At 67.8% G+C, this 13,853-nt stretch carries 16 protein-coding genes; 7 read left to right on the top strand and 9 right to left on the bottom strand.

What is annotated here, in order from left to right; all coding sequences use genetic code 11:
• The 3 genes from RMO85_RS07160 to trxA all read left to right on the top strand — a co-directional run.
• Positions 1–382: hypothetical protein (locus tag RMO85_RS07160; protein WP_310528006.1), on the top strand; the 382-nt coding region annotated here is incomplete at its 5' end.
• Positions 383–485: 103 nt separating this feature from the next.
• Positions 486–1,487: a thioredoxin-disulfide reductase gene (trxB, locus tag RMO85_RS07165; RefSeq protein ID WP_310528010.1), complete on the top strand. Its 1,002-nt coding sequence runs from the start codon at positions 486–488 to the stop codon at positions 1,485–1,487.
• Positions 1,488–1,608: 121 nt separating this feature from the next.
• Entirely contained in the window at positions 1,609–1,932 is a 324-nt protein-coding gene (gene trxA / locus RMO85_RS07170; RefSeq protein WP_310528012.1) for a thioredoxin, read from the top strand.
• A 53-nt stretch (positions 1,933–1,985) separates the two neighbouring features.
• On the opposite strand, the gene RMO85_RS07175 is transcribed toward trxA, so the two are convergent.
• Positions 1,986–2,621, bottom strand: coding sequence for a GNAT family N-acetyltransferase (locus RMO85_RS07175; RefSeq protein WP_310528014.1), 636 nt, complete (start codon positions 2,619–2,621; stop codon positions 1,986–1,988).
• Positions 2,622–2,663: 42 nt separating this feature from the next.
• Between RMO85_RS07175 and RMO85_RS07180 the strand changes: the two genes are divergently transcribed.
• Both RMO85_RS07180 and RMO85_RS07185 read left to right on the top strand, forming a co-directional pair.
• Positions 2,664–3,878 carry a pyridoxal phosphate-dependent aminotransferase gene (locus RMO85_RS07180; RefSeq protein WP_310528016.1) on the top strand — a complete coding sequence of 405 codons (1,215 nt, stop codon included), beginning with the start codon at positions 2,664–2,666 and terminating at the stop codon, positions 3,876–3,878.
• A gap of 78 nt (positions 3,879–3,956) precedes the next feature.
• Positions 3,957–4,730 (top strand): lysophospholipid acyltransferase family protein, encoded by a 774-nt coding sequence (locus tag RMO85_RS07185; protein WP_310528017.1) that lies wholly within the window; start codon positions 3,957–3,959, stop codon positions 4,728–4,730.
• Positions 4,731–4,903: 173 nt separating this feature from the next.
• Here the strand turns inward: RMO85_RS07185 and RMO85_RS07190 are convergent, their stop codons facing one another.
• From RMO85_RS07190 to rpmH, 8 genes are all read right to left on the bottom strand, one after another.
• A complete protein-coding gene (locus tag RMO85_RS07190) occupies positions 4,904–5,908 on the bottom strand; it encodes a ParB/RepB/Spo0J family partition protein (protein WP_310528019.1) in 1,005 nt (334 codons plus the stop codon).
• Positions 5,905–6,846 (bottom strand): ParA family protein, encoded by a 942-nt coding sequence (locus RMO85_RS07195; protein WP_310528021.1) that lies wholly within the window; start codon positions 6,844–6,846, stop codon positions 5,905–5,907. Before RMO85_RS07195 ends, RMO85_RS07190 begins: the two co-directional genes overlap by 4 nt.
• A 225-nt stretch (positions 6,847–7,071) precedes the next feature.
• Positions 7,072–7,779, bottom strand: a complete 708-nt coding sequence (gene rsmG / locus RMO85_RS07200) for a 16S rRNA (guanine(527)-N(7))-methyltransferase RsmG (RefSeq protein WP_310528023.1) — start codon at positions 7,777–7,779, stop codon at positions 7,072–7,074.
• 29 nt (positions 7,780–7,808) lie between these two features.
• Positions 7,809–8,405 (bottom strand): protein jag, encoded by a 597-nt coding sequence (locus tag RMO85_RS07205; RefSeq protein ID WP_397203330.1) that lies wholly within the window; start codon positions 8,403–8,405, stop codon positions 7,809–7,811.
• Between the two features lie 47 nt (positions 8,406–8,452).
• A complete protein-coding gene (yidC, locus tag RMO85_RS07210; protein WP_397203334.1) occupies positions 8,453–9,394 on the bottom strand; it encodes a membrane protein insertase YidC in 942 nt (313 codons plus the stop codon).
• Positions 9,395–9,430: 36 nt separating this feature from the next.
• Positions 9,431–9,682 (bottom strand): membrane protein insertion efficiency factor YidD, encoded by a 252-nt coding sequence (gene yidD, locus RMO85_RS07215; protein WP_310528027.1) that lies wholly within the window; start codon positions 9,680–9,682, stop codon positions 9,431–9,433.
• Positions 9,679–10,023 carry a ribonuclease P protein component gene (gene rnpA / locus RMO85_RS07220; protein ID WP_310528029.1) on the bottom strand — a complete coding sequence of 115 codons (345 nt, stop codon included), beginning with the start codon at positions 10,021–10,023 and terminating at the stop codon, positions 9,679–9,681. Before rnpA ends, yidD begins: the two co-directional genes overlap by 4 nt.
• Positions 10,024–10,049: 26 nt before the next feature.
• On the bottom strand, positions 10,050–10,187 hold the full coding sequence (gene rpmH, locus RMO85_RS07225; RefSeq protein WP_297749419.1) for a 50S ribosomal protein L34: 138 nt from the start codon (positions 10,185–10,187) through the stop codon (positions 10,050–10,052).
• Positions 10,188–10,658: 471 nt separating this feature from the next.
• Here rpmH and dnaA point away from each other — a divergent pair, with 471 nt between their 5' ends.
• Positions 10,659–12,176, top strand: coding sequence for a chromosomal replication initiator protein DnaA (gene dnaA, locus RMO85_RS07230; RefSeq protein WP_397203336.1), 1,518 nt, complete (start codon positions 10,659–10,661; stop codon positions 12,174–12,176).
• Between the two features lie 404 nt (positions 12,177–12,580).
• On the top strand, positions 12,581–13,714 hold the full coding sequence (gene dnaN, locus RMO85_RS07235) for a DNA polymerase III subunit beta (RefSeq protein ID WP_310528031.1): 1,134 nt from the start codon (positions 12,581–12,583) through the stop codon (positions 13,712–13,714).
• Positions 13,715–13,853 lie beyond the last annotated feature (139 nt).

Genomic DNA, 13,853 nt, shown 5'->3' on the forward strand with positions numbered 1-13,853 from the left:
CCAGTCGACCGAGTCCGACCGTGCCTTGTCGGCCGGCCCGGACGCCGAGGCAGGGACGGACGAGAAGCAGGGCGGGGCGGACCTGCGCGCCCAGGAGAGCGCTCCCAGCGGGCGGGCCGACGTCCCCGCCCTGGACAGCCACGCCGCCCTGGTGCCCCAGATCCGCCCACTGCGGCGGCTCACCGACACCACCGCCGGTTCCTCACCCGACCCGGCGTGTCCGCTCCCGGGTGCGGGCGCCGGCACGAACGTGCCGGTGACCTACGACGGCCTGCCCGGCGCGCTGGTCTTCCGCGCCCCGGTCGGCAGCACCCAGCAGGTCGACGTCTTCCTCTGCGGCAGGCGCGGTGCTCTCCGCTCGTTGCGGCTCCCCGCGCCCTGAGCCCGCCACGACTGGGACCGCCGGTCGCGTGGAACATCCGCGGCCTACGATCGGTTGCACACGGCGTACGAGCCATCCCCGATCCCCAGGAGCCTGAGACCGCATGTCCGAAGTTCGCAATGTCATCATCATCGGCTCGGGACCCTCGGGCTACACGGCTGCGGTGTACGCGGCGCGCGCCGCGTTGAAGCCGCTGGTCTTCGAGGGCTCGGTGACCGCGGGCGGTGCGCTGATGAACACCACCGAGGTGGAGAACTTCCCCGGCTTCCGCGACGGCATCATGGGCCCGGCGCTGATGGACGAGATGCGCGCCCAGGCGGAGCGCTTCGGCGCAGAGCTGGTCTCCGACGACGTCGTCGAGGTCGACCTGACCGGAGACGTCAAGGTCGTGCGCACGGCCGACGGCGAGTTCCGCGCCCGGTCGGTGATCCTCGCGACCGGCTCGGGGTATCGCAAGCTCGGCCTGCCCCGCGAGGAGGAGCTCTCCGGCCGCGGCGTCTCGTGGTGCGCGACGTGCGACGGCTTCTTCTTCCGCGAGCAGGCGATCGCGGTCGTCGGCGGCGGTGACTCCGCGATCGAGGAGGCGACCTTCCTGACGCGCTTCGGCTCGAAGGTCTACCTGATCCACCGACGCGACGAGCTGCGCGCCTCCAAGATCATGCAGGTGCGAGCCTTCGCCGACCCCAAGCTGGAGATGGTGTGGAACTCCGAGGTCGCCGCGATCAACGGAGCGGATCGCCTCGAGTCGATCACCCTGCGCGACACGGTGGACGGTTCGCAGCGACAGCTCGACGTCACCGGGCTGTTCATCGCCATCGGCCACGACCCGCGCTCGGAGCTGCTCACCGGCCAGGTCGACCTCGACGACGACGGCTACGTGCTGGTCAAGCAGCCCTCGACCGCGACCAACCTGACGGGCGTCTTCGCCGCCGGCGACCTCGTGGACCACCACTACCGCCAGGCGATCACCGCCGCCGGCACCGGCTGCGCCGCCGCCCTCGACGCCGAGCGCTACGTCGCGTCGCTCGACCACGCCGCCCTGGTCAACGCCTCCCCGGCGGAGACCGAGGAGATCGTCACCGAGGTGGTGCAGGCCACGAGCTGAGGGGCCTCGGCTCCACCCGCCACCGGCGCCGTGCCCGCAGCCTCAGCCGCGGGAACAGATGGTGGTGGAGTGGTGTTGAGTGATCTACAGACGTCATCCGACTAACGAAAGGGCATCCCCCGTGGGCAACATCTCCGCTGTCACCGACGCCGAGTTCGACGCGCAGGTTCTCAAGTCCGACAAGCCCGTCCTCGTCGACTTCTGGGCCGAATGGTGTGGCCCTTGCCGCCAGGTCGCCCCGATCCTCGACGAGATCAACGCCGAGCACGGCGACAAGATCACGTTCTTGAAGATGAACGTCGACGAGAACCCCGTCACGCCGTCGTCCTACCGCGTCACGGGCATCCCGACGATCAACGTCTACCAGGGCGGCGAGGTCGTGAAGTCCATCGTCGGTGCGAAGCCGAAGGCCGCGCTCCTCAAGGAGCTCGCCGACTTCATCTGAGTCCTAGCCACGTTCGCCCCGGTCCGCACCAGCGGGCCGGGGCTTCGTGCGTCTCAGCCCTGCGTACGGTGCGTCGTCTTCGGTGCCGGTGCGGGCGAGGGTCGTACGGCGCCCCAGAGCCGTTCGAGGGCGAGCTCGACCTCCGACCTCCAGGTGACGACCGAGCGCAGGTCCATCCGCATCCGGGGCGTGGTCACGTGCGCCCGCTGGGTCTTGAAGCCGACGCGTCCGAGGAACTCGGCCGGCATCACGCAGCCGGCCGACCGGCCGCGGGTGTCCCCGAAGGCCTCGACGGCCGTGATCTCGCGCTGGACGAGGTCACGTGCCATCCCCTGCACCAGGAGCCGGCCCACTCCGCCGTGGCGGGCCGCGGGTTCGACGTACACCGTGCTCAACAAGACGGCGTCCGGCGACGGGGGGAAGGTCGGCATCCCGGCAGCGCCGGGGAAGAACGCGACCGGAGCGTAGATCGCGTGCCCCACCACCTCACCGTCGATCAGTGCGACCCGGCCGGCCGAGCCCCATTCGCGCAGCACCCACGACAGCCACGCGTCGCGGGCCTCGATCTCCTCGCCGTCCACGAGGCGGGCTCGGCTGACCGGGTCTTGTGCCCAGAACAGGCAGGAGCGACAGGGCTCGCGCACCTGCGCGAGGTGATCGAGCGTGAGTGGAGCTGTCCGCCGCGACATGGGTCCATGGTAGGCCGCGTGACCGCCTGCGAGGATGGGCTCATGCGCCAGATCCGCCAGAGCAAGAAGCTTCGAGGTGTCCGATACGACGTCCGGGGTCCGATCCTCATCGAGGCGCAGCGCCTCGAGGCGGAGGGGCACCGGATCCTCAAGCTCAACATCGGCAACACCGCGCCCTTCGGCTTCGAGGCGCCCGAGGCGATCCTGGCCGACATGATCCACCACCTGCCGAAGTCCCAGGGCTACAGCGACTCGAGAGGGATCTACTCCGCCCACACGGCGGTGATGAACTACTACCAGTCCCACGGCCTGCGCGAGGTCAGCGTCGAGGACGTCTTCATCGGCAACGGCGTCTCCGAGCTGATCTCGATGGTGCTGCAGGCCTTCCTCGACGACGGCAACGAGATCCTGGTGCCCGCCCCCGACTACCCGCTGTGGACCGGCGCGATCACCCTGTCGGGCGGTACGGCGGTGCACTACCGCTGCGACGAGGAGAACGGCTGGAACCCCGACCTCGCCGACATCGAGGCCAAGATCACCGAGAACACCCACGGTCTGGTGATCATCAACCCGAACAACCCCACCGGCGCCGTCTACAGCGAGGACGTCGTCAAGGGCCTGATCGACATCGCCCGCCGACACGAGCTGGTCGTGTTCGCCGACGAGATCTACGAGAAGATCCTCTTCGAGGACGCCCGGCACCACCATGCCGCGACCTTCGCCGGCAACGACGTCCTGTGCCTGACCTTCAGCGGGCTCTCGAAGGCTTACCGCGTGTGCGGCTACCGCGCCGGCTGGCTGATGGTCTCCGGCCCGAAGGAGATCGCCACCGACTTCCTCGAGGGCGTGATCCTGGTGGCCAACATGCGGATGTGCGCCAACGTGCCCGCGCAGCACGCGATCCAGACCGCGCTCGGCGGCTATCAGTCGATCGAGGAGTTCATCGGACCCGGCGGCCGCTTCTACGAGCAGTCGATGCTCGCCGACCGGCTGCTCAACGACATTCCGGGCGTCTCCAACGTGACACCCAAGGGCGCGCTCTACTGCTTCCCGCGCCTCGACCCCGAGATCTATCCGATCGACGACGACGAGCAGTTCGTGATCGACCTGCTGCGCGCCAAGAAGATCCTGGTCACCCACGGCACCGGCTTCAACTGGTTCGAGCCCGACCACTTCCGCCTTGTCACGCTGCCCGAGGCGTCAGTGCTCGAGGAAGCGATCGGCCGGATCGGCGACTTCTTGGCGACCCGCCGCTAGACAGCACGTCGAGCTGCCAGCGACGACCGATGTCACCTCGCCTCGCCGCAGTGCCGCATGCCCCCTAGGCTCGCGGACATGCGCGACCTCACCTACCCACCCGTCATCGTCACCGCCAAGACCGCCTTCCGACTGCTCGGGCAGCGGTTCCAGATGACCGGGACCGAACACGTGCCCCGCTCCGGCGGCGTCCTGCTGGCCTACAACCACATCGGCTACGTCGACTTCATCTACGGCGGCCTGGCCGCGAACCCGTCGGGTCGCAAGGTGCGCTTCATGGCCAAGCGCGAGCTGTTCGAGAACCCCGCGCTCGGTGCCTTCATGCGCTCGCTGCACCACATCGAGGTGGATCGCGCGGCCGGGGAGACATCCCTGTCGACGGCGCTGGACTACCTCAAGAGCGGCGAGGCGGTCGGGATCTTCCCCGAAGCGACCATCTCGCGGGCCATGGAGCTCAAGGAGTTCAAGTCGGGCGCCGTGCGGATCGCCGCCGAGGCCGGCGTGCCGCTCGTGCCGGTGATCATGTGGGGCACCCAGCGGATGGTGACCAAGGACCACCCGCGCGACTTCTCCCGCGGGAAGACGATCGCGATCACCGTCGGTGAGCCGATGCATCCCACGACGCAGGCCAATGCGGTCGCGCAGACCGCCGAGCTCCACGCGCGCATGAACGCGATGCTCGAGCAGACGATTGCGGCGTACCCCACCCGGGAGCAGCCGCCCGGCTCGTGGTGGGTACCGAGACGTCTGGGCGGCACGGCGCCGACGCTCGAGGAGGCGGCCGCGCTCGACGCCGCCGAGAAGCGCGAGCGGGCGCGCAGGCGCGCGGCCACGCGCGCCGCCAAGAAGTGATCTCTCGATCTGTCGCTAGGTCGCCTTGTCGCTGAATCGCTTTGTCGACATTCGGCTCTCACCGTGTCGGGCACAGCGTTGTTGCCCCGTTGGAGTCCCGGATATCCGGGACTCCTGCACGTGTCAGGTGTCGCAACCCCTGACACGTGCATGACTTGCCTGCGGAGTCACCCTCAGATCGGGCGGTCGCTGCGATTGCGCGGATCCATGATCTCCACGATGCGGCGCAGGTCATCGAGCGACGCGAACTCCACGGTGATCTTGCCCTTCGCCTTGCCCAGGTCGACCTTGACCCGGGTCTCGAAGCGGTCCGAGAGCCGCTCGGCGAGGTCGACCAGGCCGGGCGCTGTCGGCCGGTTGCGCTGGGTCCGTGACGCGGAGGTCTGACCCGGACCCAGGGAGACGATCTCCTCCAAACCGCGGACGCTGATTCCCTCGGCAGTGACCCGAGCGGCGAGGCGGTCCTGGAGGTCGGGGTCCTCGATCGTCAGCAACGCCCGGGCATGGCCTGCCGACAGCACGCCGGCAGCCACGCGACGCTGCACGGGGGGCGACAGCTTCAACAGGCGCAGGGTGTTGCTGATCTGGGGGCGGGACCGGCCGATCCGGTGGGCGAGTTCGTCATGGGTGCAGCCGAAGTCCTCGAGCAGTTGGCCGTAGGCGGCCGCCTCCTCCAGCGGGTTGAGCTGCGACCGGTGCAGGTTCTCCAGCAGGGCGTCGCGGAGCATGTCGTTGTCGTCGGTCTGGCGCACGATGGCCGCAATGGCCTCGAGACCGGCGGCCTGGGCGGCGCGCCAACGCCGCTCGCCCATGATCAGCTCGTAGGACGCCTCGCCGGTCCTCCGGACGACGACCGGCTGGAGGAGCCCCACCTCGGTGATCGAGTGCACCAGCTCGGCCAGGGCCTCCTCCTCGAACTCCTGACGAGGCTGGCGGGCGTTGGGGCGCACCTGGGCGATCGGCAGCTCGGCGAAGTAGGCGCCAGCGACGCTGCCGGTGGGGGCGGGAGCACCGTCGTTCGAGGCGGCGCGGCCGTCCACGGCGCCGCTGTCGCTCGGAGCAGTCCAGGCGGGAGCCGAGTTCGAGCTACCGTCGCTCGACTCGGGCGGCGCGGTCGGAATGAGGGAGCCCAACCCACGACCGAGGCCCCGACGGGGCGGCTTGGGGGTGGTGGTCATCGAGGTGCTCCCTTGGTTGCGATCTCCCGGGCTGCCTCGAGGTAGCTGAGTGCACCGGCCGACGCAGGATCGTAGGTCATCACCGTCTGCCCGTAGGACGGCGCCTCGGAGACGCGCACCGAGCGGGGGATCGCCGTCTTGAGCACCTCGGGGCCGAAGTGCTCGCGAACCTCCGAGGCCACTCCCGCGGCCAGCCGGGTGCGGGCGTCGTACATCGTCAACAAGATCGTGGTCACGATCAGGCTCTGGTTCAGGTGCTTGCGCACCATCTCCACCGTCTCCAGCAGTTGGCCGAGGCCTTCCAGCGCGTAGTACTCCGCCTGGATCGGGATGAACATCTCCCGGCCCGCCACCAGCGCGTTCAAGGTCAGCAGGCCCAGCGACGGTGGGCAGTCGATGAGGACGTAGTCGAACCGCTCCTCCCCCGCGTCGGCCGCGGACCCGATCCAGGGGTGCCCGGCCAGTGCCGTCTTCAGCCGCGTCTCGCGCGCGACCATGCTCACCAGCTCGATCTCCGCGCCCGCCAGATCGATGGTGGCCGGGACGACCCAGAGCCCGGAGATCTCATCGCTCTTCGTCATCACGTCCGCCAGCGGTTGGCCATCCACGAGCATGTCGTACGTCGAGGGAACCCCTCGATGGTGATCGACGCTGAGTGCCGTGGAGGCGTTGCCTTGAGGGTCGAGATCGATGACCAGCACCCGTTGACCCAGTAGCGCCAGGGCGGCAGCCACGTTCACCGTCGTGGTGGTCTTGCCGACGCCACCCTTCTGGTTGGCCACCACGAAGACCCGGGTGCCGTCGGGTCGGGGCGCGGGTCGATCGCGGTGCAGATGCCCGCTGCGAGCGAGTACCGACTGTTCCGCAGCGCGGGCCAACGGGGTGGTGTCGTCATCGAAGGCGCTCCCGCCCTCGGCGACCTCAGCCGCCGTACGCACCTGCCAGCGCGTGGTTTCACGTGAAACCGATTCCTGGGACGTCGTTTCACGTGAAACGTCCACACCCTCAACCTGTGGATGAACGTGAGCTTCCTGTGGATACTCACGCTCAGCGAGCGGCGGCGGCGTGGTGGATAACCGCGTTGGGTGGAACGGGGAAGCGTGTTCAGGACGGTTCGAGTCCTCGGTCACAACCAGGACCTTTCCTTCTTCATTGATCAGAGATCAGCGTCGACGACGGCGTGATTCGCGTGGCGAGCGTGAGGCGGGCAAACCTACCTGCGTCGGGTCCGCCCAAGCCACCCGTAGAGCGTGCGTGCTGTGGACAAGTGCTGCCGTTCCCAGGGTCAGGATCTCCGGCTCGGCGCAGTGCAGCCTGCGGAGCGTCGGTCGAGCCAACTCGATCTCCTCGGCCACCGACGCCCCCTTCATCGCCACGAGCGCTCCGTTCGGAGCAACGAGGGGCATCGACCACCGGAGCAGTCGTTCGAGGGGCGCCACCGCTCTTGACGTCACGACATCGAAACCATGACGCTCCTTCACCTCCTCCGCACGGCCCCGCACCACCGTCACCTGGGTGAGCCCCAACTGTTCGACCGCCTCCTCGAGGAAGGTGGTACGGCGCAGCAACGGCTCCACCAGAGTGATGCGCAGGTCCGGACGGGCGATCGCCAGCACCAGGCCCGGCAAGCCGGCGCCCGACCCGACGTCGCACACCGAGACGTCGAGGGGGATGGCCTCGCCGAGTACGGCGCAGTTGAGCAGGTGCCGATCCCAGAGCCGCGGTGCCTCGCGGGGTCCGATGAGGCCACGGACGACGCCGTCGGTCGCCAGCAGGTCGGCGTACGCCTCAGCCAGCGGCAACCGGTCGGAACCAAACACCCCCCGGGCCGTCTCGGGCACGGAGGGTAGGAGGTTGTCCGTCGAGCTCACGGGAGTTGTTTCACGTGAAACATGCCCGGTCAGGCCGGCAGGATGACGACGAAACGGCGCGGCTCTGCACCCTCGGACTCCGATGTCAGGCCCGCGGCCGAGACGGCGTCGTGGACCACCTTGCGTTCGAAGGAGGTCATCGGCTCCAGAGAGACCGGCAGACCGGCAGACCGGACTTCGGCGATCTTCTCCGTCGCCAGGACCACGAGACGCTCGCGCTGCTCGGCCCGGTAGCCCGAGACGTCGAGCATCAGGCGCGACCGCTCGCCGGTCTCGCGGTAGACCGCGAGTCGCGTGAGCTCCTGCAACGCGTCGAGCACCTCGCCCTTGGCTCCGACGAGTTGCGAGAGGTCGGCGCCGACGATGGACACGGCAGCCCGATCGCCCTCGACGTCCATGTCCAGGTCACCGTCGAGGTCGGCGATGTCGAGCAGTTCCTCGAGGTAGTCGGCGGCGATGTCGCCTTCGTTCTCCAGGCGCTCCACCTTGGTCGGGGTGCCGGTCTCGGGGCTCTCGTCCGCGTCCCCGGCCTTCTCGTTCTCGACCGGCTCGGTGCCGGTCAGTTCTGGGCTGGTCTCGCTGGGTTCGACTGCGCTGGACTCACTCATGTGCAAATCTCCTGCCATCTGCGGTGCGGAATCGCGGCGTGGCCGCGGGGAACTGTGGGGGGCGGCTAGTTGCCCTGTTGCTTCTTCTTGGCCTGGCGCTGGGCCTTGGTCTGCCGCTTGGGCTGCACCCGCGGCGCCGGTCGCTCGTCCTCCGCGCTCTGCGTCGCGGCGGAGTCCTCACTGGCCGGCACCTCCACCGTCAGCCCCTTGCGAGCGGCCTTGGCCTTGACCCGGTCCTCCTTGGCCTTGAAGGCAGGCGTGCCGGGAGCCGGGTTGTTGCGGATCACGTAGAACTGCTGACCCATGGTCCACAGGTTGGAGGTGGTCCAGTAGAAGAGGACACCGATCGGGAAGGCGATGCCACCCACGGCGAAGACGAGCGGCAGGACGTAGAGCAGCATCTTCTGCTGCTGGGCGTACGGACCTGTGAGCGCGTCGGCCGGCATGTTCTTGCTCATCAGCTGTCGCTGGGTCAGGAACGTCGTGGCTGTCATGGAGATGACCAGCACGGCGGCCAGCAGTCGCACGCTGTTGTCCTGGGTGGACATGAAGGTGTCGGAGATCTTCGCGCCGAGGAAGTGAGCGTCTCGGAACTGCTCGTTGAGCGTCACCGTCATGACGCCCTTGGGATTGCCCGGGTTCTTCACCGCCTGGTCGATCAGCCGGAACAGGGCCAGGAAGATAGGCATCTGCAAGATGATCGGCAGGCACGAGGCGAACGGGTTGGTGCCCGTGTCCTTGTAGAGCTTCATCGTCTCCTGGGCGAGACGCTCCCGGTCGTGGCCGTACTTCTTCTGCAGCTCCTTGACCTTGGGCTGGATCAGCTGCATGTTGCGACTGGACTTGATCTGCTTGACGAACAGCGGGATCAGCGCGGCTCGGATCAGCAGGGTCAGGCCGATGATGGACAGCACCCACGCAACGCCCGAGGCGGGGCCGAAGACGTCCCCGAACACGGTGTGGAAGCCCTTGAGCACGAACGAGATGGCGTAGTACAGCGGCGTCATGATGAAACCGCCGATATTGCCGAAGAAGTCGAGCACTCAAGCTCCCTGGGTCGGGGTCGGGCCCGCACTCATGGTGCGGGAAGGAACGGGGTCGTAGCCGCCGGCCGCCCACGGATGGCAGCGGAGGAGGCGACGCAGAGCAAGCCAGGAGCCGCGCAGCGCACCGTGCTGGGTGACCGCTTCGAGCGCGTAGGCAGAACAGGTTGGGTGATAGCGGCACACCTGGCCGTACAACGGACTGATCAGCGCGCGATACGCCTTGAGGAACCCGATCAGCAGAAATCTCACGACGACACCCTGGTCAGACAACGCCGCAGGTCGACATCGAGTTCCGCGTAGGTCGCAGCCGCAGCCGCCGGCAGCGCCCTGACCACGAGCACAGCAGAACCCGGCAGCCCCGCCAGTGCAGGCAGGTGCTCCCGGGTCAGGTGTCGAAGTCGGCGCTTCACGCGGTTGCGGACCACGGCGTTGCCTACGGCCTTGCTCACCACGAATCCCACCCGCGCCGGTTGCCCGGGCGCCAGGACGTCGAGGTGGACCACCAAAGTGCGTGATCCGCAGCGACGACCCGATCGAACCGTGACCCGGAAGGTGTCACTGTCGATGAGTCGGTGCGCCGCGGGCAGCACGAGCGTGATCGCCGCAGGCGCAGCCGTCAGACGGCCAGGCTGTTGCGGCCCTTGCGGCGGCGCGCCGACAGGATCGAGCGGCCGGCGCGGGTGCGCATGCGCAGGCGGAAACCATGCACCTTGTGGCGACGACGGTTGTTCGGCTGGTACGTACGCTTGCTCACGAGCTTCTCTCCGATGCAGTTTCTCTTGGGGTGTCCACTCCACTGGCGGGACTGGTGCGCACGACGAACAGAGTGGTCGTCATGCTTTGGCTCTTCGGCCGGCACCGCCCACCCACGCGCGTGAACCCGATGCGGGTCACGGAGTCGTGGACATGCGGCACCCGTCGACACGGAGTGACCGGCCAACGGTACGCGTGCGGGCGAATCAGGGTCAAACTCAGGACTCTCCCACAGCGGGCCAGCCTGTGGATGACGGCTTGCCGGGGGGTTTCGTGGTTGTTAGGTTGCGCCTCACCGCGGTTGCCCCACCCGGTGGACTCGACGGCATTTAACGGGCCGGACGCGGTTGGTCACCGGACCAGACATCTGCCCCCTGACCTGCACACTTAGGGTTCACGAAACACTGTCCGACAAGCGGGGTGTGACCCAGGTCACCACCCCAGGCCAGTGGTTCACAGTCTGTGGACAACTCTGTGGACGAAACACCGAACAACCAGATGCAGGAGAGGTAGGCCGGTGGACGACCAGGCAAACGATCTCGGAACCGTGTGGCGAGCGATCGTCCATGACCTCCAACCACACCAACGCGCCTGGTTGCGGGCCAGTGAGCCGGTGACCCTGCACGAGAGCACCGCGATCATCGCGGTGCCGAACGACTTCACCCGCGGGCAGCTCGAGGGCCGGCTGCGCGCTCAGCTCGAAGACGCGTTGAGCGAGTCCTTCGGTCGCGAGATCCGGATGGCGGTCAGCGTCAACCCGGCTCTGGAGGACCTGTCACCACACACCCACGTCGATGAAGAGACAAGTCCACCTAGCGATATGTCGACAAATACGCCGGTTGATGACGGCACCCCGCCGGGCCTGATCCCGACGTCCAGCGCACCGCCACCGGAGTCCGCCAGCGCTCCGTCCCCCGAGGCCATCAGCGACCGACGTGCCCACTCCGCGCTCGAGACGCGGCTGAACCCGAAGTACACCTTCGAGACCTTCGTCATCGGCTCCTCCAACCGCTTCCCACACGCGGCCGCGGTCGCCGTCTCCGAGGCACCGGGCAAGGCGTACAACCCGCTGCTCGTCTACGGAGAGTCCGGCCTGGGCAAGACTCACCTGTTGCACGCCATCGGTCACTACGTGCGCAGCCTCTACACCAACGCCAAGGTGCGCTACGTCTCGAGTGAAGAATTCACCAACGAGTTCATCAACGCGGTGCGCGATGACCGGCAGGATCGGTTCAAGCGCCGCTATCGCGACGTCGACGTGCTCCTGATCGACGACATCCAGTTCCTGCAGGGCAAGACCCAGACGCAGGAGGAGTTCTTCCATACCTTCAACACGCTGCACAACGCCAACAAGCAGATCGTCCTCACCTCTGACCAGGCCCCCAAGAAGCTCGAGGCGCTGGAGGAGCGGCTCCGCAACCGGTTCGAGTGGGGCCTGATCACCGACGTCCAGCCACCCGAACTCGAGACCCGCATCGCGATCTTGCGCAAGAAGGCCGCCATGGACCGCCTCACCGCGCCGCCGGACGTGCTGGAGTTCATCGCCTCGAAGATCCAGACCAACATCCGCGAGCTCGAGGGTGCCCTGATCCGCGTCACCGCGTTCGCCAACCTCAACCGCCAAGACGTCGACATGAGCCTGGCCGAGATCGTGTTGCGCGACCTGATCCCTGAGGGTGCCGAGCCGGAGATCACGCCCGGCCTGATCATCGCGCAGACCGCCGCCTACTTCGGCGTCTCGATCGAGGACCTCACCGGCCCGAGCCGCGGGCGGCACCTGGTGATGGCCCGCCAGATCGGGATGTACCTGTGCCGCGAGCTCACCGAGCTGTCCCTGCCCAAGATCGGCGCGCAGTTCGGCAATCGCGACCACACGACGGTGATGTACGCCGACCGCAAGATCCGCCAGCTCCTCGCGGAGCGCCGCGCGGTGTTCAACCAGGTCTCCGAACTCACCAACCGGTTGAAGGTCCAGGCTCGCCAAACCTGAGAACAAGAAATCTGTGGACGACGTGTGGTTCCACCCAGCGTGTCGTCCACAGAGGGTGTGGGTGGTCGGACACAACCCGGACCCAGCGCCCGCCGCGTACACAGACCGACCCGCAGGTGAACACCCTCACGCACACCCCCTGTGCACTTCGATTGCGAGGGCTGACCTGCGCAAACAAGAGTTGTCCACAGTTTCCACAGACGCTATTACTCCTATGTACCTGTAACCGGATCGAATCTCAGAAACAACGGAACCGGCCCTGGCCTGGGGACAACCGTGGGACTTACCTCCCGTTCCAGCTCGTGCGCATGGCAGGATTCACAATCCGCGCGCACCTGTGCCTTGCACCGCGCTCGTTCTGACCCCCTGCCCCGACCCACATGTTTGCCCCTGAGGAGCCCGCAGTGAAGTTCCGCGTCGAACGCGACGTCTTCGCCGATGCCGTTGCCTGGGCGGCTCGCAGCCTCCCGGTGCGTCCCAGCTCGCCCGTGCTCGCCGGCCTCCTCATCGAGGCGAGCGATGCCGGACTGGTGCTCTCCACCTTCGACTACGAGACCTCGGCGCGCGCCGACCTCATGGCCGAGGTGAGCGACGAGGGCAGCGCCCTCGTCAGCGGCCGGCTGCTGGCCGACATCTGTCGCAGCCTGCCGGCCAAGCCGATCGAGATGCAGCTGGAGGGTCCACGCGTCTCGCTGGTCTGCGGCTCCGCTCGCTTCAGCCTCCAGACCATGCCGGTCGAGGACTACCCCAAGCTGCCGCAGATGCCGGCCGCGACCGGCACCGTGTCCAGCAACGACTTCGCGCACGCCGTCGCCCAGGCCGTCACCGCCGCGGGACGCGACGACATGCTGCCCGTCCTGACCGGTGTCCGGATCGAGATCGACGGCTCGACCATGTCGTTGCTCGCCACCGACCGCTTCCGCCTCTCGCACCGCGAGCTCACCTGGAACCCGCAGACCCCCGACGCGTCAGTGGCCGCGCTGGTCCCGGCGAAGGTCCTCGGTGACACCGCCAAGTCGCTGACCTCGGGCGCCGAGGTGACCATCGCGCTCAGCTCCGGCGACGGCGGTGAAGGGCTGATCGGTTTCGAGGGAAGCGCCCTGGGTGGCGTGCGGCGCACCACCACGCGACTCCTCGACGGCGAGTTCCCCAAGGTCCGCTCGCTGTTCCCCAGCGAGCACCTGACGATCGCGAAGGTCAAGAAGGACGAGCTGATCGAGACGGTCAAGCGCGTGGCCCTGGTGGCCGAGCGCAACACCGCTGTCCAGCTGAAGTTCGCCGACAACCAGCTCGTCCTCGACGCCGGCACCGGGGACGAGGCGCAGGCGACCGAGGTCATCGAGGCCGAGATCACCGGGGACGACCTGACCACCGGCTTCAACCCGCAGTTCCTGCTCGACGGGCTGACCGCGCTCGACGGCGAGTACATCGACCTCGCCTTCACCCAGGCCAGCAAGCCCGTCGTCATCTCCAGCACCGACGCCGGCGAGGCCGACTCGTTCCGCTACCTGCTCATGCCGCGCCGCCTGCTCTCCTGAGACGACCTGCCGCCCCGTCTTCTGCACCGACCACGCGAATGGTTGAGTGAGACCATCACCAACGATCCACCGAGAGGCACTCGCATGGACATCGGACTCGTCGGTCTGGGCAAGATGGGCGGCAACATGCGCGAGCGGT

The sequence above is a fragment of the Nocardioides sp. genome (assembly GCF_031422975.1).
Lineage (GTDB): Bacteria > Actinomycetota > Actinomycetes > Propionibacteriales > Nocardioidaceae > Nocardioides.